The organism is Moraxella sp. CTOTU47915 (assembly GCF_031986685.1).
GTDB lineage: Bacteria > Pseudomonadota > Gammaproteobacteria > Pseudomonadales > Moraxellaceae > Faucicola > Faucicola tetraodonis.
In genome coordinates this window covers 1-19,133 of sequence record NZ_DAMAAE010000019.1, presented here as the reverse complement: position 1 = coordinate 19,133, position 19,133 = coordinate 1, and the positions used below count along the sequence as shown (strand labels likewise).

At 42.8% G+C, this 19,133-nt stretch carries 16 protein-coding genes and 2 pseudogenes; 9 read left to right on the top strand and 9 right to left on the bottom strand.

Features of this window, described 5'->3' with window-relative positions; all coding sequences use genetic code 11:
• Positions 1 to 285: 285 nt before the first annotated feature.
• The 5 genes from dnaK to RTL34_RS10780 all read right to left on the bottom strand — a co-directional run bounded on the left by dnaK (position 286) and on the right by RTL34_RS10780 (position 6,268).
• Positions 286 to 2,208: a molecular chaperone DnaK gene (gene dnaK, locus RTL34_RS10800; RefSeq protein WP_060994956.1), complete on the bottom strand. Its 1,923-nt coding sequence runs from the start codon at positions 2,206 to 2,208 to the stop codon at positions 286 to 288.
• A gap of 161 nt (positions 2,209 to 2,369) precedes the next feature.
• Positions 2,370 to 2,951: a nucleotide exchange factor GrpE gene (gene grpE / locus RTL34_RS10795; RefSeq protein WP_065253958.1), complete on the bottom strand. Its 582-nt coding sequence runs from the start codon at positions 2,949 to 2,951 to the stop codon at positions 2,370 to 2,372.
• A gap of 223 nt (positions 2,952 to 3,174) precedes the next feature.
• Positions 3,175 to 3,780, bottom strand: a complete 606-nt coding sequence (locus RTL34_RS10790) for an L-threonylcarbamoyladenylate synthase (protein WP_159373943.1) — start codon at positions 3,778 to 3,780, stop codon at positions 3,175 to 3,177.
• Between the two features lie 48 nt (positions 3,781 to 3,828).
• On the bottom strand, positions 3,829 to 5,058 hold the full coding sequence (gene dprA / locus RTL34_RS10785; protein WP_312116859.1) for a DNA-processing protein DprA: 1,230 nt from the start codon (positions 5,056 to 5,058) through the stop codon (positions 3,829 to 3,831).
• 169 nt (positions 5,059 to 5,227) lie between these two features.
• Positions 5,228 to 6,268, bottom strand: coding sequence for a LysM peptidoglycan-binding domain-containing protein (locus RTL34_RS10780; RefSeq protein ID WP_312116855.1), 1,041 nt, complete (start codon positions 6,266 to 6,268; stop codon positions 5,228 to 5,230).
• A 439-nt stretch (positions 6,269 to 6,707) separates the two neighbouring features.
• Between RTL34_RS10780 and def the strand changes: the two genes are divergently transcribed.
• Together def and hisB are read left to right on the top strand one after the other, a co-directional pair.
• Positions 6,708 to 7,238 (top strand): peptide deformylase, encoded by a 531-nt coding sequence (gene def / locus RTL34_RS10775; RefSeq protein WP_312116853.1) that lies wholly within the window; start codon positions 6,708 to 6,710, stop codon positions 7,236 to 7,238.
• A gap of 22 nt (positions 7,239 to 7,260) precedes the next feature.
• A complete protein-coding gene (gene hisB / locus RTL34_RS10770) occupies positions 7,261 to 7,863 on the top strand; it encodes an imidazoleglycerol-phosphate dehydratase HisB (RefSeq protein WP_007117432.1) in 603 nt (200 codons plus the stop codon).
• 79 nt (positions 7,864 to 7,942) lie between these two features.
• Here hisB and RTL34_RS10765 read toward each other — a convergent pair whose 3' ends face one another.
• The gene (locus tag RTL34_RS10765) at positions 7,943 to 8,431 is read right to left on the bottom strand and encodes a YajQ family cyclic di-GMP-binding protein (protein WP_036591734.1); all 489 of its coding nucleotides are present in this window, start codon (positions 8,429 to 8,431) and stop codon (positions 7,943 to 7,945) included.
• A 279-nt stretch (positions 8,432 to 8,710) separates the two neighbouring features.
• Here RTL34_RS10765 and RTL34_RS10760 point away from each other — a divergent pair, with 279 nt between their 5' ends.
• On the top strand, positions 8,711 to 9,457 hold the full coding sequence (locus RTL34_RS10760; RefSeq protein WP_312116850.1) for a glutathione peroxidase: 747 nt from the start codon (positions 8,711 to 8,713) through the stop codon (positions 9,455 to 9,457).
• 47 nt (positions 9,458 to 9,504) lie between these two features.
• On the opposite strand, the gene RTL34_RS10755 is transcribed toward RTL34_RS10760, so the two are convergent.
• Entirely contained in the window at positions 9,505 to 11,478 is a 1,974-nt protein-coding gene (locus tag RTL34_RS10755; RefSeq protein WP_312116848.1) for an ATP-binding cassette domain-containing protein, read from the bottom strand.
• Between the two features lie 133 nt (positions 11,479 to 11,611).
• On the opposite strand from RTL34_RS10755, the gene erpA reads away from it, so the two are divergent.
• From erpA to RTL34_RS10735, 4 genes are all read left to right on the top strand, one after another.
• Positions 11,612 to 11,944 (top strand): iron-sulfur cluster insertion protein ErpA, encoded by a 333-nt coding sequence (gene erpA, locus RTL34_RS10750; protein ID WP_050326059.1) that lies wholly within the window; start codon positions 11,612 to 11,614, stop codon positions 11,942 to 11,944.
• Positions 11,945 to 12,327: 383 nt separating this feature from the next.
• Entirely contained in the window at positions 12,328 to 12,684 is a 357-nt protein-coding gene (locus tag RTL34_RS10745) for a roadblock/LC7 domain-containing protein (RefSeq protein WP_065253953.1), read from the top strand.
• Positions 12,685 to 12,889: 205 nt separating this feature from the next.
• The gene (gshA, locus tag RTL34_RS10740) at positions 12,890 to 14,455 is read left to right on the top strand and encodes a glutamate--cysteine ligase (protein WP_065253952.1); all 1,566 of its coding nucleotides are present in this window, start codon (positions 12,890 to 12,892) and stop codon (positions 14,453 to 14,455) included.
• A 120-nt stretch (positions 14,456 to 14,575) separates the two neighbouring features.
• Positions 14,576 to 15,100 carry a disulfide bond formation protein B gene (locus RTL34_RS10735; protein ID WP_065253951.1) on the top strand — a complete coding sequence of 175 codons (525 nt, stop codon included), beginning with the start codon at positions 14,576 to 14,578 and terminating at the stop codon, positions 15,098 to 15,100.
• Between the two features lie 76 nt (positions 15,101 to 15,176).
• Here RTL34_RS10735 and guaA read toward each other — a convergent pair whose 3' ends face one another.
• On the bottom strand, positions 15,177 to 16,760 hold the full coding sequence (gene guaA, locus RTL34_RS10730) for a glutamine-hydrolyzing GMP synthase (RefSeq protein WP_312116844.1): 1,584 nt from the start codon (positions 16,758 to 16,760) through the stop codon (positions 15,177 to 15,179).
• 474 nt (positions 16,761 to 17,234) lie between these two features.
• Between guaA and RTL34_RS11560 the strand changes: the two are divergent.
• Positions 17,235 to 17,699, top strand: a pseudogene (locus RTL34_RS11560) (hypothetical protein); the annotation flags it as partial.
• Between the two features lie 66 nt (positions 17,700 to 17,765).
• A pseudogene (locus tag RTL34_RS11555) lies at positions 17,766 to 18,128 on the top strand (glycine zipper domain-containing protein); the annotation flags it as partial.
• Positions 18,129 to 18,668: 540 nt separating this feature from the next.
• On the opposite strand, the gene RTL34_RS10715 reads toward RTL34_RS11555, so the two are convergent.
• The gene (locus RTL34_RS10715; protein ID WP_237049457.1) at positions 18,669 to 19,034 is read right to left on the bottom strand and encodes a manganese efflux pump; all 366 of its coding nucleotides are present in this window, start codon (positions 19,032 to 19,034) and stop codon (positions 18,669 to 18,671) included.
• Positions 19,035 to 19,133 lie beyond the last annotated feature (99 nt).

Here is a 19,133-nt window from a genome sequence, read left to right as displayed (position 1 = left end):
ACAAGTTGTTCTTGTGTTCGTTGTTATTTAGTGTACCAAAGATATCGTCTATCATATGGTGAGCTTGATATTGTAATACGTTTTGTTTTACGCTGTCAAGCTTTATTTAATTCTTGCTAAGCTTCGTAATTTGTTTTACTTGTTTGTAAACTCTTCGTCGCTCAGTGGTGGCGTATTATACGTGAATCTGGATGGGTGTCAACACCTTTTTTAAAAATTTTCAAATAAAATAAAAAATACCGCCTTGCGGCGGTATTTTTATCGATGCTTTAATCGGTGAACTGATTATTTATTGTCATCTTTTACTTCGGTGAATTCTGCATCAACGACCCCATCATCTTGCTTGGTTTGTTGAGGTTGTGCATCGCCCGCTTCTGCCGTAGCGCCTGTGTCAGCATAGATTTTTTGACTAACAGGTAAGAAGGCATTGTCTAGGGCTTCAAGTTTTGACTTGATATCATCTAGATTATCTTCTTTGACAGCCAATTCTAGCGCTTTGATAGCGTCTTCTACTGCAGTTTTGTCGCTATCGGTTATTTTGTCAGCCGCATCTTTCATAGCTTTTTGTACGCCATGAATACGACCGTCTGCTTCGTTACGTACTTGCGCAAGTTCAGCAAATTTGGCATCTTCAGCGGCATTGGCTTCAGCATCACGAATCATCTGCTCAATTTCAGTATCTGATAGACCTGAATCGGCTTTAATTTGGATACTTTGTGCTTTACCCGTACCTTTGTCTTTAGCCGAGATATTCATGATACCATCAGCGTTGATGTCAAAGGTAACTTCAATTTGCGGTACGCCACGCGGTGCGGGTGGAATATCGGTCAAATCGAAACGTCCAAGCAATTTGTTTTGTGCGGCAATTTTACGCTCACCTTGGTAGACCTGAATAGTTACTGCTGGTTGGTTGTCATCCGCTGTAGAAAACACTTGTGATTTCTTGGTTGGAATCATGGTGTTTTTCTCGATGATTGGCGTCAACACACCGCCCATGGTTTCGATACCTAGCGTTAATGGTGTTACGTCAAGCAGTAGTACGTCAGTTTTGTCACCAGACAGTACCGCACCTTGAATCGCTGCACCCATCGCTACGGCTTCGTCAGGATTCACATCTTTACGTGGCTCTTTGCCAAAGAATTCTTGAACACGCTGTTGCACCAGTGGCATACGGCTTTGACCACCTACCAAGATAACGTCATCAATATCAGACGCTTTTAAGCCCGCGTCGCTCAGTGCGATTTTACAAGGCTCAATGGTACGGTTGACAAGCGCTTCAGTTAAGCTTTCTAACTTGGCACGGGTTACGTTTACCACTAAGTGTTTTGGACCTGTCGCATCGGCAGTGATATACGGTAAGTTAATATCGGTGCTTTGCGAGCTTGAAAGTTCGATTTTTGCTTTCTCTGCTGCCTCTTTTAGGCGCTGCATTGCCAGCGGGTCACCTTTTAGGTTCACACTGTTTTCTTTTTTGAATTCTTCAACCAAATAGTCGATTAAGGTCAAGTCAAAGTCTTCTCCGCCTAAGAAGGTGTCACCATTGGTTGAAAGCACTTCAAATTGTTGCTCGCCATCAACGTCTGCGATTTCGATGATTGAAATATCGAAAGTACCACCACCTAAGTCATAAACCGCAATCTTACGGTCTGCACCGCCTTTTTTGTCCATGCCGTAAGCTAAGGCTGCCGCTGTAGGTTCGTTGATGATACGTTTGACATCAAGACCGGCGATTTTACCTGCGTCTTTAGTGGCTTGACGTTGGCTATCATTAAAATAAGCAGGTACCGTTACTACCGCTTCGGTGACGTTTTCACCCAGATAATCTTCTGCAGTTTTTTTCATTTTTTTCAAAACTTCAGCAGAAATTTGAGGTGGTGCTAATTTTTTATTGTTGATATCAACCCAGGCATCGCCATTGTCAGCTTTGACAATTTTGTATGGCACCATGCCGATGTCTTTTTGCACGACTTTGTCTTCAAACTTACGACCAATCAAACGCTTGATAGCAAATAAGGTATTTTGTGGGTTGGTTACCGCTTGGCGTTTGGCTGATTGACCGACTAGGATTTCGCCGTCATCTTTATAAGCAACGATAGATGGGGTAGTGCGTGCACCTTCAGCATTGTCGATGACTTTAACTTTGTCACCTTCCATCACTGCAACACATGAGTTGGTTGTACCTAAGTCAATACCAATAATTTTAGCCATGATTAAATTCTCCAATTTTTATTTTGAGGGTAAGTGGTGATGAGCACCACGTTGTCTTGTATTTTTATATCGGTTTAACGATGGTTTTTTTCAAGCAGTTAGCAAAAGTTTTTTGCTACAGTTGTAACCAATCAGTCAATCCGTTGTTGACTGCTTGCCTACTAGCTGCCAACGCGAACCATGGCTGGGCGCAATAAACGCTCATGTAGTGTATAACCTTTTTGTAGTACTTGACCGACTTGGTTGGCGCTCGCTTCTGGGTCGATACCCACGGCTTCATGTAGGTCGGCATTAAATGTTTCGCCTTGTGGATTGACCACTTTAACACCGTATTTTTCTAGCACCGCAATCAGCGATTTGTGGGTGAGTTTGACGCCTTCAAGCACAGGATCATTGTCAGATTGGCTGCTTTCAATCGCACGTTCAAGGTTATCAACAGTGTCTAATAGGTCTTTGGCAAATTTTTCTAAAGCAAATTTTTTGGTTTTTTCGGTTTCTTGCTCCATGCGGTTGCGCGCATTGTAGGCTTCAGCATTGGCACGGGCATGGGCTTCTTTGGCTTCTTTGACTTGACCTTCAAGCTCGGCAATACGCTGCTCGTAGGTGCTCAAATTGATGTCGCTAGGAATGGTTTTTTGCTCGTTACTTGGCTCAAACTGTTCCATGGCATCTTTTAACTCCGTTGAGACGGCGTCAGTTTGATTTTGCGGTTGCGTATTTTGGTTATTATCAGCTGAATTCATCAATCATCACTCCTATTATCAAAGTAACCGTCACCAAGGTAACAGTTACACGTTAAAACGGTTAAAGTTATTGGCTTTGATAATGGTTAATTCCTTTGATTTCAAGAGTGAGTCGCATTATTTGCGGGTCAAAATGGCGTTTTTCATATATATCCACACTAAATTTGCGTATTTATGAAATTAGGGAATAAAAATCGCTACAAATATTCCCAAAAACAAGGCGTTAAGCGCGTACTTGTTGTTGGGTTAGTGCATCAAAAATCTGGCTAGGTCGAACAAATCCAAGGGTGTCGCCGAGTAAATAACCGATGGCATCACCGAAGTAATGATAAGCAGCCGCGAAATCATTAGCAGGCGTTAAGCCAGATAGGTTACAACTTGTGGATACCAAAAATCCAAATGGGTTATTGTTGTCTACGTGGGCGATGTGATTGCATAGTTTGGCAATCATCGGATGGCTAATCACTCGTATGGCTAAGCTATCTCGCCCACCTGTGACCCACTCGGGGATTTTTCTTTGCAATGATGCAGGAATCGGTAACAACCAAGTGGTGGCTTGTGCATCGCTAGACTGCCAACTTGTCGCAATGGTGTTGACTACCTCCTGTGGTAACGGCTGTAAGAATGGCTGAATATGGGCGATATCGCCTGTGATAACAATCATGCCTTTTTCGATTGGACGCTGTTTAATCGCTAAAATCTGTTTCACTGCGATTTCGTTAAATGGGTCACAGCCGATTCCCCACACCGCTTCGGTTGGATAAGCCAGTAGATTGCCGGCTTGTAGAAATTGCTGAACTGCATCGAGCTGGGTGTCATTAAATTGCATTATATACCTCGATTATTTGGTAGTTTTGTTGCTTATTGCTTATCAAAATTAAGGTCGGCAGCGCATATACAGACCGCCGCGTTGCATCACCAGTCCCATGAGCTCAAGCTCGATCAGCCAGCCCATAAGTGTCGCAATATCGGTGCGGGTCTTATCGACCAAGCTGTCTAAATCTTGCCCGACCCAATCGAGTTGATTAAGTAGTGTCTGCAAATGCGGCGCCACATCCATCGCCAATGGCGCTTGGTGCGGCTGGGTGTTTGATGCTGATTCGGACAGTAATTGAGTACTATTGCTCACTGCCTGTGCAACTTTTGGCGCTGTTTTATCCTCAGTGGTTTTGACAATCGGTGATTTAAAAATTGATAAATCTTCCAAAATTTGTGATGGATGATCGACCAAGGTTGCACCCTCACGAATCAATTGGTGGCAACCTTTGGCGTTGAGGTTGTCAATATGACTAGGAATAGCAAAAACTTGTTTGCCTTGCTCGTTGGCTTCTCTAGCAGTGATAAGCGAGCCGCTTTTTGCAGCAGCTTCTACAACCAAAGTTGCTAAACTTAGCCCAGCGACGAGACGATTGCGCCTTGGAAAATGGTAGCGATTGCTCGGCATATCAGGCAATAATTCACTAATGACGCAGCCACCTGACGCAATAATATGGGCTTTAAGGCTGGCATGATTTTTTGGGTAACAATGTTTAATACCATTGCCCAGTACTGCAATAGTACCACCTTGTGTGCCCGTCATCTGTAGACTTAACGCACCTAAATGTGCTTGTTTGTCAATGCCTTCTGCCATGCCACTGGTGATCCATAAACCTTCGTGCGCCAAATATTGCGCCATATCAAAGGCAATTTTTTCGGCATGTGGGCTAGGTTTACGACTTCCAACGATCGCCAATTGTGGTTGGCTTAAGGCCGATAAGTTGCCTTGATACAATAGCAAAGGGGGTGGGTCATAGATGTTTTTTAACTGCGTCGGATATAAAGGGTCATTATCAAACACCACACCATACTGCCCTTGTGATAGTTCTAATAGCGTATCATTCAAAAACTGGCTGGTTCGACTAGCGCTGATAAACTCAGCAAAGCGTTTGTGGTGATTATCATGCAAGCCCAGCGCTTGCCAATCTGCCAGCTTGGCTTGAATCGCTTGTTCAGCGCTACCAAAGCGCGCTACAAGCTTATTATAAACAGGCACCGATAAGTTCACTAAATGCCATAACAATAAGGCAGCCTGTTGCGCCGGGTTTAGGTTAGGCTGATAATCCTGCATCACGTATATTCCTTGGGCATGTTTAGGGCTTATGAATGTTTGCTATTATAAATTTTTCTCACGATAAAAACTTTAAAGACAGCAAAGCCAGTCAAGGTGACTGGCTTTTGAACGATCGTTTACTAATCAAGCATAAGCAAGGGCAAGCAAGCAAAGGTAAGCGAAAGCGTTAGTTGCCGACCGCAGGCAATAAAAAATCTTGCTCATGAATTGGTGATTCAGCATCGAGTACATAAGCGTAGCTAATATCGTTAAATGCTTTAAATACCATCACATGACCGATTTGCTCACTTGGCAACCGTACTGCCCCACCCTTCACGGGTGAATAGTCGTCCAAGACTAAGGCACCTTTTTGATAAACCGTTAACACATCGCCTGGCTCAGCGCCTTGGCTGGTGCCCAAATTAATGGCTATCACCCCATCTCGACCGGCACTACTAATTGAGTTTAAAATGCGAATCACGCGACCGCCACGAGTAACGCTGGCAGGTTTTGGATAAAACGCGGGCGGCAAGTACTGACCGACTTCGACAAATACACGGTCACCTTCGCGCACTTCTTGACCATACGATTTTTTAAGCTCGATACTAGAAACACCGTTTGATGCTACGCTAGTGACGATACCTGCGGCAACTTGGGTGACTTCAAGACCGATGACTTTACGGGTGGTTGGGTCAACATACGGTTCGCCCTCACGATACACACCATAGCGTTGTCCCACAATGAGTGGCACGCCTTTGGCATAGATTTTGTTACCGACACCTGTGATAATGTTTTTATCTTTTGAAGCAAGCACATAGGGGGTAGTTTTAAAGTCATCAGGCGATACGATAATATTGCGCTCAAGCCATGTTTCAATGGCAGTCAAAGGAATCGCAGTGATACTACCTGCGGCACTCACCACGGTGGTTGTGGTGACTGGCGCGCTCATGGCTTTTTCAATGCCTGCACAGCCTTCACCCGTATCTACACCGACCAATTTTTGCCCTTTAATCACACATAAGATAATCACATCTTTTGGATAAATCAGATGCGGATTACGAATCTGTTTATTGGTCGCCCAAATTTCTTTCCAGCGCCATGGACTTTCTAAGAATTTACCGGAGATATCCCAAAGCGTATCACCTTTTTTTACCACATAACGGTTGGGCGCATCGGCTTTGATACGAGGTGGCGGATTATTAGCAGCGGCTAGCGAAGTTACTGTCATACCTAGGGTTGCTAACAAAGCGAAGGATAATTTTTTCATTGTCGTGGTGTTATAGTTTGTCATAGCCCAATACTCAAGGTTAACGGCTTAACGCTTTAAAATGGCATACGCTTTACCATCACTTATAAAAAATCATAGCCAAATGTTGTGTTATGTGTCGCAAAATCACCCATAATTTGCACTATGTAAATTTTGGTTAGCATAGCATAAAATAATTGGGGCTTCATAAATTTTCTCTTTAAATCGTTTTTTTAAATGATTTGGTTTTGGTAGATTTTAATCACTCAATCATTATCATTGATTATTTGCTATTGTGAAGCGATTGGATTGCACCTATATATAGGTTATAGTAGCCAAACTTTAGCGTTTGCGTTACCCTATGCCAATTTTTTTAGAGAATTTTTGCCATATTATTTGCCTTATTAACAGTTGACCGATTATGACTCTACGTACCATTTTAAATTACCCAGATCCGAGGCTTCGTACCCTTGCCAAGCCTGTCACCCACTTTGATGATGAGCTAAAAACCTTGATTGATGATATGTTTGAAACCATGTATGCCGCCAAAGGTATTGGTCTGGCGGCGACACAAGTGGATGAGCACATTCAATTGGTGGTGATGGACTTATCTGAAGATGGCAGCCAGCCTCGGGTGTTTATTAATCCCATTGTGACCCCGTTAGCCGATGAATTATATAGCTACGAAGAAGGGTGTTTGTCTGTGCCAGAGTATTATGACAAAGTCGATAGACCCAAATATGTCAGAATTGAGGCTGTCGACGCGCAGGGCAACCCGTTTGTTGAAGAAGCACAAGGCCTACTTGCCGTATGTATCCAACATGAAATTGACCACTTAAATGGTAAAGTTTTTGTGGATTATCTATCCAAGCTCAAACAAGACCGTGCGCGGGATAAAGTGCGTAAAGTTGTCAAACAACGTGAAAAAGATGCTGAACATAAAAGACTGTGATTTTTAACTGTAAGGGAAAACCATGACCACTCGCCCATCGCGTATCGCCACTGTCACACGAAATACCGCTGAAACCCAAATCACCGTGTCTATCAACCTTGACGGTACCGGTCAAGGCAGCATTGACACGGGCGTGCCATTTCTTGACCATATGCTTGACCAAATCAAACGTCATGGCTTAATTGACATGGATATTACCTGTAACGGTGACACCCACATTGACGACCATCATAGCGTCGAAGATGTCGGTATTACGCTAGGTCAAGCCTTCAAACAAGCGATTGGCGATAAAAAAGGCATCGTGCGTTATGGACATTTTTATGCCCCACTTGATGAAAGCCTTAGCCGTGCGGTAGTGGATATTTCAGGTCGCCCTGGACTGCACATGGATATCCCGTTTACTCGTGCGATGATTGGTGGGTTTGATGTGGATTTGTTCAGTGAATTTTTTTATGGCTTTGTCAATCATGCCATGATAACTATTCATTTGGATAACTTGAAAGGCAAAAACAGCCATCACCAAATTGAAAGTACGTTTAAAGCCTTTGCTCGTGCGCTGCGGATGGCGGTGGAATATGATGAACGCGCACTCGATAGATTGCCGAGTACAAAAGAAAGTCTTTAATAGCAACCTGTAAAAATAAAAGCCCTGTTTAAGACAAGGGCTTTTTTTATGATAGTTGTTTTGTACTAATTTTTGCGTGCTAGTCTTTAAAATTATTAAATTGCAGTGGCACACCAAATTGTTTTTCTTTCAAAAACGCCATCGCTTGCTGTAGCGTGTCTTTTTTCTTATCATTGACTCGTACTTTATCGCCTTGAATCGCCGCCGATACTTTCAAATCCGACTCTTTTAATGCCTTGCTGATTTTTTTGGCGGTATCGCCATCAAGTCCATCTTTGAGATTGACCACCTTTTTCATTTGTTTGCCCGAGCCTTGATTATCCTGTGGGTCGAGTGACTGCAAATCTACCCCACGTTTTATCATGTTTTTCTCAAGCATGGCATACACGTTTTCCATCTGCAACTCATTGTCTGCGGTGATGGTGATTTTTTTGTCTTTCTCATTGAGTTCTACTTTAATATCACTGCCTTTAAAGTCAAAACGGGTGGCGATTTCTTTCTCGGTATTTTGCACGGCATGTTTAACTTCAAATAACTGTAATTCTGAAACCACGTCAAATGATGGCATGAGGTTTTCCTTATCAAATTTGTTGAATAAAATCTAAAAAATCTGCCCTATCATAACTGATTTTGTCAATTTTTAACAATTAACCAGCTGTTTTTACCAAAGTTAATTATCTAAAATAAATCATAAAACATATAATGATTTAAAATACTTATTAAAATAATTAATTTTTTGATAACGCTGATTACAGTTTTTTACCTTATTTATTTGTATAATGAGTAGGCAAATAGCTCATTTACTAAAAAATGTAGTATAACAATTTACCATAATAAGGAGTAGGACATGGCGTTTAGCGATATGATTGGCAAACAAGTGCCAAGCGTGACTTTTCATACCCAACAGCAAGGCAAATGGGTAGATGTTACTACGGATGAATTATTTAAAGGCAAAAAAGTCGTATTATTCGCCTTACCAGGGGCGTTTACACCAACGTGTTCATCACTGCATTTACCGCGCTACAATGAATTGGCAACTGAATTTGCCAAACTAGGCGTTGATGACATCGTGTGTGTCTCAGTCAACGATACCTTTGTTATGAATGCTTGGGCCAAAGACCAAGACTGTAGCAATGTGACCGTGATTCCAGATGGTAACGGTGAGTTTGCTGAAGCGATGGGACGCTTAATTGATGACTCAGCAATTGGGTTTGGCAAACGTTCATGGCGTTATTCGATGCTGGTCGATGATGGTAAAATTGTCAAAATCTTTGACGAACCCCAAGACAGCGGCAGTGATGACCCATACGAAGTATCAGATGCTGATACTATGATTAAATATATCGACCCAAACTGGCAAGACAAACCCTCTGTCTCAATTTTTACCAAGCCTGGTTGCCCACATTGTGCCAAAGCCAAAGAAACGTTAACTCAAAAGGGCTTTCAGTTTGAAGAAATTGTACTTGGTAAAGATGCGAGTATTACCTCAGTGCGAGCCATTACTGGTCGTGAAACTACCCCACAGGTGTTTATCGGTGGCAAACACATCGGTGGTAATGATGACTTACAAAAATATTTTGCTGATGCAAAATAATGTTTGATTAAATAAAAAAAGACAGTCTAGGCTGTCTTTTTTATTGTCTAGTTAAAATTATTTTCCATCTCTTCAAGTGTCATCATCAAAGTCATCACATTTTCTTCGAATGCTTCAATTTGTCCTTTTAGCGTGGTTTGTTCATCGAGTAGCTTCAGTAAGGTGGCTTTATGGCTATCCTCATACAGACCTGCATCACCTAGCTTTTCTTCAATCTCACCTAGCTGCGCCATGAATTTTTCTAGTTGTTTTTCTTCGTTTTCGATTTTTTTACGGATGGGCGCGGTAAGTTTACGCTGTTCAGCGGATTTTTTGCGTTGTTCTTCTTTGGATAACGCATTGGGTACGTTAGACGTTTCACGTGAAACATCTGTTTTTTGGTGGGCTAATTTTTTGTCTTCGAGTTTTTTATTGTCGCTCGCTTGTTTGGCTTGCTGTTTACGGGTCTGTGATAACCACTGACTATAATAAGCGATGTCATTGTCAAAGATGTTACATTGCCCGTCATGCACCAAATATAGCTCATCGCAAACATTGGCTATCATTTCTCGGTCGTGTGATACCAGAATGACCGCCCCTTCAAATTCTTGCAAGGCCATGCTCAATGCTTGCCGCATCTCCAAATCTAGGTGGTTGGTCGGCTCGTCTAATACCAACACATTGGGACGCTGCCATACGATGAGCGCAAGGGTGAGTCTTGCCCGCTCACCGCCAGAGAACAACTTGCTTTTGGTATCAATGCGGTCACCGCGAAAGTCAAAACTCCCTAAAAACGCCCGTAAATCAGCGTCTGAAGTTTTGCCTGCGAGACGCTGCAGCATCAATATAGGTGATGCTTCTCCATCGAGGCTATCCATTTGGTGTTGGTTAAAATACCCCAGTACCAAACTATCTGCAGCTTTACGCGTCCCAGCCAAGATAGGCAACTCACCCACCAAGCCTTTAATGACCGTTGATTTGCCTGCGCCATTCATCCCTAGCAGACCGATGCGGCTGTCAGGGGTAATTTGTAGGCGAATATTCTCGATAAGTGGTACACCGTTGTAACCCACACTGGCATTGTCTAGCACCAATAATGGCGATGTTAATTGCACAGGGGATTTGAACCGAAACTGAAACGGGTTGTCCGCCATGATAGGCGCTAGCTCGGTCATCCGCTCCAGCTGTTTGACACGGGCTTGCGCTTGTTTGGCTTTAGAAGCTTTGGCTTTAAAACGGCGAATAAAATCTTCAAGGTGGGCACGGGTTTCTTGTTGTTTTTCAAACTGTTGCTGCTGCTGGGCTAAGCGCTCACTACGGGTACGCACAAAGGTACTGTAATTGCCTGTATAAAGGGTCATTTGTTGGTTTTCAATGTGCAAGATATTGCTCACCACATTATCCAAAAACGCTTGGTCATGCGAAATCATAAGTAGCGTGCCGTCATAGGCTTTGAGCCATTCTTCAAGCCACAAGATGGCATCTAAATCCAAGTGATTGGTCGGTTCATCAAGCAACAATAAATCCGCTCGGCTCATTAATGTTTTGGCAAGGTTTAGGCGCATACGCCAGCCCCCTGAAAAACTACTCACAGGTTGGCTTTCTTGGGCGACATTAAAGCCAAGTCCTGTCATGATTTGGGACGCTTTTGCAGGGATACTATAAGCATGGATATCATCAAAGCGGGCGTGCACATGGGCAAGCTCATCTTCTGACAAGGTATCCGGGTGGTTAATCTTATCTTGCAGCTCAAAGTATTCTTTGTCGCCACTGAGCACAAAATCTATTGCCGATTGGTCAGTACTTTCAATCTCTTGCGCCATATGACCGATTTGCCAACTGTTTGGAACCGATAGACTGCCTGTGTCGAGTGCCAATTCGCCTTCGCCCTTTTGGGTCAATAGCGTCGCAAAAAAACTGGATTTACCTGTGCCATTGTTGCCTGTTAACCCGATTTTCCAACCTGGATGGATTTGCAAATTAACATCTTTAAATAATACCCGCCCATCACGGCGAGTACTGGCATCTTTTAGTTCTATCATAATCGGCTCAAAACTCAAAAAATTTGACTAAAATTAAATGGGAAAAATTCTTGATAGTATAAAGCAAGCACCCCATAATAAGAAAAAAGTTTTTATAAGGAATACTCCGATGAGCGATACCGTAACTGATAGTATGGTTGATGGCATGACCTTGACCGATAATGCTGCTAAAAAAGTGCGTAGCCTACGTGATTCAGAAGGCAATAACGACTTGATGCTACGCGTATATGTGACGGGTGGTGGCTGTTCGGGTTTTTCGTATGGTTTTAATTTTGAAGAAAACTTGGGCGATGATGATGCTACCTTTAGCAACGATGACGTAGCATTGGTCGTTGATAGTTTAAGCTACCAATATTTACATGGCTCAACCATTGATTATGTGGAAGGATTAGAAGGCTCGCGTTTTACGGTCAACAATCCAAACGCCACCACGACTTGTGGTTGTGGTTCGTCATTTTCTATCTAGCTTTACTGGCTAATTTTACTGGGGTTTTTTACCTAGTTTATTTGAATGATTAAAAGGCTTTAGCTTAAATATAGCCAGTAACCGTTAAGTTTGGCCTTTTAATTTGCGTTTATCCTGTATTTGTTACCTTTGAACAAAATCATCTACATTTTTTTAGCGTTTATCAGATTTTATTTGTATCGTTAGCCTTTATCCATAATAATGGTGTGATCAACAGCGTGGTGACACCTAAGTGTTATCATCAAGTACCCTACTATAGGTTGACATTAATTTATTCTTGTTAATTACTTAACGTTAAATGTGTTAATGATTTAAGTTTGTTAGCTAAGCAATGATAATTAAGCAATCTTTATTATTAATTTAATAATATCAAGGAGCTTATCATGGCTAAATTATCTTTAGACTCACTCAATAACATCGACGGTTTCATTGCAGCTGCATTGGTTGACAGCGAATCAGGTCTAGCACTTGCCTCAACCGGTAATGGTATCGACCTTGAAGTTGCAGCAGCGGGTAACACTGAAGTGGTACGTGCAAAACGTAAAACTGCTAAAGCATTAGGTCTTAACGACAAGATCGAAGATATCCTAATCACATTAAGTAAACAATATCACTTAATCCGTCCGCTAGTCCGTAATGAAAACCTATTTTTGTACCTAGTACTTGATCGCCAAAAATCAAACCTAGCTATGGCGCGTCATGAATTAAAAGGGTTTGAGACTGAATTAGATTTCTCTTAATGCTTTTTTGATTAAAAGTTTCAGGTAAAAATTATCACTTAATCAAATAATGGGATAGTTTTTATCATACCCACGGTATTTACTGTGGGTTTTTTACGTTTGGCGATTATTGCAATTGGTAATTTCGTCATCACGATATTTTGATAGTGTTTGTATAAATTTGGTGGCATAATTTCACACAATTAAAAATAATTCTAGGATAATTATGACCCAAGCGCCTCAAACTTGTACTTCTTTGCAGCTACCTACTTGGCTGACCGCTGAAAACATTCATGGCATGCTACGGGGTATCGAAAAAGAAGGCTTACGTATGAGCCCTGAGGGATATATCGCCACTACCCCACACCCGGCAAAGCTTGGCTCAAAACTCACTCACCCTTTTATCACTACTGACTATGCCGAAAGCTTGTTAGAGCTAATTACTGAGCCAAAACCCACGGTGAAAGAAGCACTTGATATGCTGCGTGATTTGCATATTGTGGTACAAAATGCTTTGACCGATGACGAGCTGTTTTGGTCGATGTCGATGCCTTGTATGATTTCGGGCGATGAAGATATTTTGCTGGCCGACTATGGCACCTCAAACTCAGGTAGATTAAAAACCCTATATCGTCACGGTCTAGGCATCCGCTATGGTCGCCGTATGCAGACCATTGCTGGATTGCATTATAATTTATCATTTGGTGATAATTTATTCACCGCTTGGCAACAGCAGTTAGGTGATACCCAGCCATTAACTGAATTTAAAAATGAAAAATACTTGGGTCTGATTCGTAACTTCAAACGTCTAAGTGGTATGGTGCTGTACTTGGTTGGTGCAAGTCCTGCCGTGTGCGCGTGTTTTTTAAAGGGTCGCGAGCATCCGCTACAGCCAATGAACGCATCAACCTACTATTTACCCAATGCTACCTCTCTGCGCATGGGCAAACTGGGTTATCAAAATAGTGTACAAGATGATTTAGATATCCGCTACAACAGTCTCGATGAATATGTCGCAGGTTTGCGTAATGCCATCCACACGCCGCATCCTAATTTTAGCGCGTTGGGACTCGATGACGACAACGGCTATCCCATTCAAATCAATGACCATATTTTGCAGATTGAAAACGAGTACTACAGCCCGATTCGACCCAAACAAATTACCCAACCTGGCGAAAACCCCAGTGATGCCTTAGCCAAGCGCGGTATCGCTTATGTGGAACTCCGAGCGATTGACTTAGATCCGTACAGCGAAATCGGTATCAGCTTAAATACCGCCTGTTTTATGGAAATTTTGGCATTGTACTGTCTATTGCTAGATAGTCCTGACTTATTGCCCGATGAAGATGCCCTACTTGCTCAAAACCAAGAAAAAATCGTCAATCAAGGGCGCGAGCCAAACTTAATGATTGATACAGTAGCTGGGCAAGTCGCATTTAAAGACTGGCTACTACAGCATCTGCTAGGTATGCGTAAGCTATCAGAACTCATGGATGTCACCTATGGTAGCAATGATTACCGCAATGCGTGGCAATCGATGATGGCAAAAGCGCAAAATCCAGACAATACCCTGTCAGCGCAAGTATTAGTCGATACCGAACGCTTTGATAGTAGCTGGCAGTTTGGTAAGTCACTGGCGCAAATGCATGCCAATCGCTTAAGACATCAAGGATTGGTCCCTGAGCAAATGACTTACTTTGAGCAGCTTGCCAAAAACTCTGTGCGTGAGCAAGCCGATATCGAGCAGAATGACACACAAGATTTTTATGCCTATGTGGGTCAATTTCGCTAGTTAGCAGGTGCTAGTAATCAGATATTGTTGGACTGATTATTTTTTAGGGTTAAATTTCTAAAATTCTAAGCGCTATGGTTTGGCTTATTCTTTTTCACTAAATTGTTTGATGGTTTTTTTATGCGTGATGCTTCATTGACCCACAGCTTGTTAAGTTATCGGGGACTGGCAGGACTATTGACGTTAGCCAGTATTATTGGCATGAGTTTCGCCTATTTTTATTTGCAAGGGGTGGTAAAATTAGACCCGTGTCCGCTGTGTATCTTTCAGCGAGTGGGTTTAATTGTGATGGGGATTTTTGCATTTATCGCCTTTTTACTCAATCCAAAACAAGCTTGGGCAAAGATTTTGTTGATGTTTGGCGCGCTGCTCGGCATTTTGTGGTCAATTGCTGTGGCGATTCGCCATGTATGGATTCAACACCTGCCACCTGACCAAGTCCCCTCATGTGGTCCTGGGTTGGACTATTGGATGGATACGCTGCCGATTGCTCAAGTGTTGAAAGAAGTATTTAAAGGTTCTGGCGAGTGTGCGGTGATTGACTGGACGTTTTTAGGCTTTAGTATCCCAGAATTATCACTGGGGTTTTTTAGCATTTTATTGATAATGATTATTTTGGCGATCCGTAAAAGCAATACTCGATAACACTATCGGTCGTGGTCTAAAACCATAAAAAAGGCGATAATCAATCGCCTTTTTTTATTAGCTTTTTTTAGTCGCTTTATTCCCATTCAATGGTCGCTGGTGGCTTACTTGAGATATCGTAGGTCACACGTGATACTTCTTTGATTTCATTCATGATGCGATTAGACACTGTTTCAATCAAATCATACGGCAAATGGGCAAAACGCGCTGTCATAAAGTCGATGGTTTCAACCGCCCGTAACGCAATCACCCACGCATAGCGGCGACCATCACCGACCACGCCCACTGATTTTACCGGTTGGAACACCGCAAACGCTTGTGCGGTTTTCTCATACCAACCAGATTTTTCCAACTCTTGCATAAAGATGGCATCGGCTTGACGCAAAATATCGGCATATTCTTTTTTCACTTCACCCAAGATACGCACGCCTAGACCTGGACCTGGGAAAGGATGACGATAAATCATTTTTTCAGGTAGCCCTAATGTCACACCGAGCTTACGCACTTCATCTTTAAACAAATCACGTAAGGGTTCAATAAGTTTGAACTGCAAATCGTCTGGCAAGCCACCGACATTGTGGTGCGACTTGATCACATGTGCTTTGCCTTGGTGACTTTTTGCCGATTCAATGACATCGGGGTAAATGGTACCTTGTGCCAAGAATTGAATGCCTTTGCCCTCACCCGACAGTTCACGTGCGGTATCTGCAAACACATCGATAAAGGTTTTACCAATGATTTTACGTTTGGCTTCTGGATCGCTAACGCCGGCTAATGCGGTCAAAAAACGTTCCTCAGCATCCACGCGAATGACTTTAACGCCCATGTTTTCAGCAAAGATTTGCATCACTTGGTCGCCTTCATGGAGCCGTAACAAACCATTATCAACAAACACACAAGTTAGCTGCTCGCCAATCGCTTTGTGAAGCAGTGCGGCTACCACCGAGCTATCTACGCCGCCCGAAAGTCCCAACAACACTTGCTCATCACCAATTTGTTCTTTTAACTGCGCCACACGCATCTCAATGATGTTATCCGGTGTCCACGCATTGGCACAGCCACAGATTTGGTGCACAAATCGGCTAATCAATGCTTCACCTTGCAGCGTATGGGTCACTTCTGGATGAAACTGCACTCCGTAATAATGCTTGCTTTCATTTGCCATCGCAGCAATTGGACAGCTTGGGGTTATCGCAGTTACTTCAAAGCCTGCAGGTAACTCAACAACTTTATCGCCATGACTCATCCAAACGTGTAATTTGTTGGGCTCATCTTCAATGCCTTTAAAAAAGCTATCTTGAGCGGTTTTTTCAATGATAGCAGCGCCAAACTCTTGGTGACTACTGGCTTCAATTTTGCCACCAAACTGATCTGCCATCGCTTGCATACCATAGCAAATGCCTAGCACAGGCACATTGATATCAAATACGGCGTCATTAATTTTTGGGCTATTTTCTGCATACACGCTTTCTGGACCGCCCGATAAAATAACCCCTTTTGCACCAAAGTCGCGGATACGCTGTGCGTCAATATCGTATGGGTACATTTCACAGAATACCCCTGCTTCACGCACGCGGCGCGCAATCAGTTGACTGTACTGTGAACCATAATCCAATACCAAAATACGGTCTTGTTTGATTGAGTTGTTGGATGTTGACATACAAGCCTCTTTAAATTTAGGTAAATAGCTTAACTGAACCGATGCTAACAGGTTTCAAAAATTTATGGGTATTGTACCAATTAACGGCTTTATTTGCTGATTTTTATAGGGTGAAAAATAGCTACATGAATGTTTTGAGTAAAAATTTTTCTTAAAAAATTTCTCTGATAAACAGTCTTTACTTGCGTTTTTTTGTATCTCTTTCACCAATTGATTATCTTTGTTACACAAACATCATCTAATAGGCTTTAGGTTTACCAAACTCTACGAAAAAATTGCTCATACTGCTACAGATTAGACGCAAAAATTTATTATTATGAAACAGTAATAACCGGAAACGGTTTTACGAAAAATTGATTTTAATTTAACGTCACGTTTAATCGTTTTTCGACAATAAAAATAACAGCCGTATTAAAAATTTTTTCTAAATACTAGTATGGCTTGGATAAAAAAACTTCAAATGAGGATACAATCATGGTAGATAATATTAATAATTCAGACTTAAACCGCGACCCTATCACTGGTGAACCAGGCTCACATCCAATCGGTACCGCAGTAGGCGGTATGGGTGGTGCTGCTGCAGGTGCAGCTATCGGTGCTATTGGTGGTCCATTAGGTATGTTAATCGGCGGCGCAATTGGTGCAATCGCTGGTGGTGCTGCAGGTCATGCCGCAGGTGAAGCGATTGATCCAACTATCGAAGATACTTATTGGAACGATACCTATTCACAAACAACCTACTATAAAGATGGTTATGATTATACCACTGACTATCAACCAGCTTATGCCGTCGGTTATGCCAATCGTGCAAAATACCCAGCCGGTACAACGTTTGACAGTGTTGAATCAGACCTTGAACGTAGCTGGCATGAAGTAAAAGGTAATTCACGTCTTGCATGGGAAGATGCCAAAGAAGCCATTCGTGATGGTTGGGATAGAACAGACGCGCGTATTGCTGGTCAGGAATATTCACCACGTCTTCGTACGGTGGATGGCTATGCAGAAGGTGAAGAAAAAGGTCATCCTGTTGCTACTGGTACAGGTGCATTAGGTGGTGCCGCAGCAGGTGCAGCCGTTGGTTCAGTAGCCGGTCCTGTTGGTACCTTAGTGGGTGGCGCTATCGGCGCGGTAGCAGGTAGCGCGGCAGGTCATGAAGTCGGTGAAGCAGTCAATCCTACCACCGCTGAAGATGCTTACGAAAAACCTCACCCAGTTGCCAGTGGTTCTGGGGCACTAGGTGGCGCCGCAGCCGGTGCAGCCGTTGGTTCAGTAGCGGGTCCTGTCGGTACCTTAGTGGGTGGCGCGATTGGCGCTGTAGCTGGCGGGGCAGCAGGTCATGAAGTCGGTGAAGCAGTCAATCCAACTGAAGCAGGCGAACAGCGTAAAGAAGCTAACCCTGTTGCCAGTGGTACAGGTATGGCAGCCGGTGCTGCTACAGGCGCAGCGATTGGTGCGGTAGGTGGTCCAGTAGGTTCATTGGTTGGCGGTGCCATTGGTGCTGTAGCAGGTGCAGCCACAGGTAATGCCGTAGCAAATACGCTTGAAGGTAATACAGAAGAAGATACCTACTGGCGTAATAACTACAATACGACGACTTACTATAGCCAAGGCTATGATTACGATACCGACTATCGCTCAGCGTATGATTATGGTTACCGTGCACGTCATCATTTCAATACTGCTAATGAGTTTGAAAGTGTTGAAAATGACTTACGCAATGATTGGGAACAATTCAAAGGTAGCTCACGTTTGACTTGGGACCAAGCTCGCCTAGCAGCACGTGATGCCTGGTATCGTATTAAGCGTTAATCTTTCGATTAAGTTAGCTTAAAATAAAAAAAGACTTTCAAATTAATGAAAGTCTTTTTTATTTGAACCATTAAAATCAAAGACAAAAAAGCTGGTCTATTAAATTACCATTTTGATGCCAATACCGATTAATACTAGCCCACCAAAAATTTCAGCTTTACTCTCTAGCCACGTGCCTGATTGCTTGCCCATAAATACGCCTATAAAGCTAAAAATGCCTGTTACCACGGCAATTACTGCACAGGATACATAAGGATTGACTGGGATTAAATTTAAGGTAAATCCGGCTGCCATTGCATCAATACTGGTTGCAATCGCTAAAGTAGTCATGGTTTTATGGGTGATGACAACATTGGCATCATTGGCGATATCTAAAGCAATATTGTGCGGGGTGGAATCTTGTGATGCAGCATCTTCATCATCGCCAGATAAGGCTTCATACAGCATTTTTCCACCAAGCCCCACCAAAATAATGCACGCTATCCAAGGCGCCCAATTTGCGATAAATCCTAAGAACCTGTTCACGATTAAAAAATATGCTAGGATAAGCTACATAATCAATTA

What these genes read in the sequence shown, in the direction of transcription:
- dnaK (WP_060994956.1), bottom strand. Translation starts at nt 2,208, where the DNA reads ATGGCTAAAATTATTGGTATTGACTTAGGTACAACCAACTCATGTGTT.
- grpE (WP_065253958.1), bottom strand. Translation starts at nt 2,951, where the DNA reads ATGAATTCAGCTGATAATAACCAAAATACGCAACCGCAAAATCAAACT.
- RTL34_RS10790 (WP_159373943.1), bottom strand. Translation starts at nt 3,780, where the DNA reads ATGCAATTTAATGACACCCAGCTCGATGCAGTTCAGCAATTTCTACAA.
- dprA (WP_312116859.1), bottom strand. Translation starts at nt 5,058, where the DNA reads ATGCAGGATTATCAGCCTAACCTAAACCCGGCGCAACAGGCTGCCTTA.
- RTL34_RS10780 (WP_312116855.1), bottom strand. Translation starts at nt 6,268, where the DNA reads ATGACAGTAACTTCGCTAGCCGCTGCTAATAATCCGCCACCTCGTATC.
- def (WP_312116853.1), top strand. Translation starts at nt 6,708, where the DNA reads ATGACTCTACGTACCATTTTAAATTACCCAGATCCGAGGCTTCGTACC.
- hisB (WP_007117432.1), top strand. Translation starts at nt 7,261, where the DNA reads ATGACCACTCGCCCATCGCGTATCGCCACTGTCACACGAAATACCGCT.
- RTL34_RS10765 (WP_036591734.1), bottom strand. Translation starts at nt 8,431, where the DNA reads ATGCCATCATTTGACGTGGTTTCAGAATTACAGTTATTTGAAGTTAAA.
- RTL34_RS10760 (WP_312116850.1), top strand. Translation starts at nt 8,711, where the DNA reads ATGGCGTTTAGCGATATGATTGGCAAACAAGTGCCAAGCGTGACTTTT.
- RTL34_RS10755 (WP_312116848.1), bottom strand. Translation starts at nt 11,478, where the DNA reads ATGATAGAACTAAAAGATGCCAGTACTCGCCGTGATGGGCGGGTATTA.
- erpA (WP_050326059.1), top strand. Translation starts at nt 11,612, where the DNA reads ATGGTTGATGGCATGACCTTGACCGATAATGCTGCTAAAAAAGTGCGT.
- RTL34_RS10745 (WP_065253953.1), top strand. Translation starts at nt 12,328, where the DNA reads ATGGCTAAATTATCTTTAGACTCACTCAATAACATCGACGGTTTCATT.
- gshA (WP_065253952.1), top strand. Translation starts at nt 12,890, where the DNA reads ATGACCCAAGCGCCTCAAACTTGTACTTCTTTGCAGCTACCTACTTGG.
- RTL34_RS10735 (WP_065253951.1), top strand. Translation starts at nt 14,576, where the DNA reads ATGCGTGATGCTTCATTGACCCACAGCTTGTTAAGTTATCGGGGACTG.
- guaA (WP_312116844.1), bottom strand. Translation starts at nt 16,760, where the DNA reads ATGTCAACATCCAACAACTCAATCAAACAAGACCGTATTTTGGTATTG.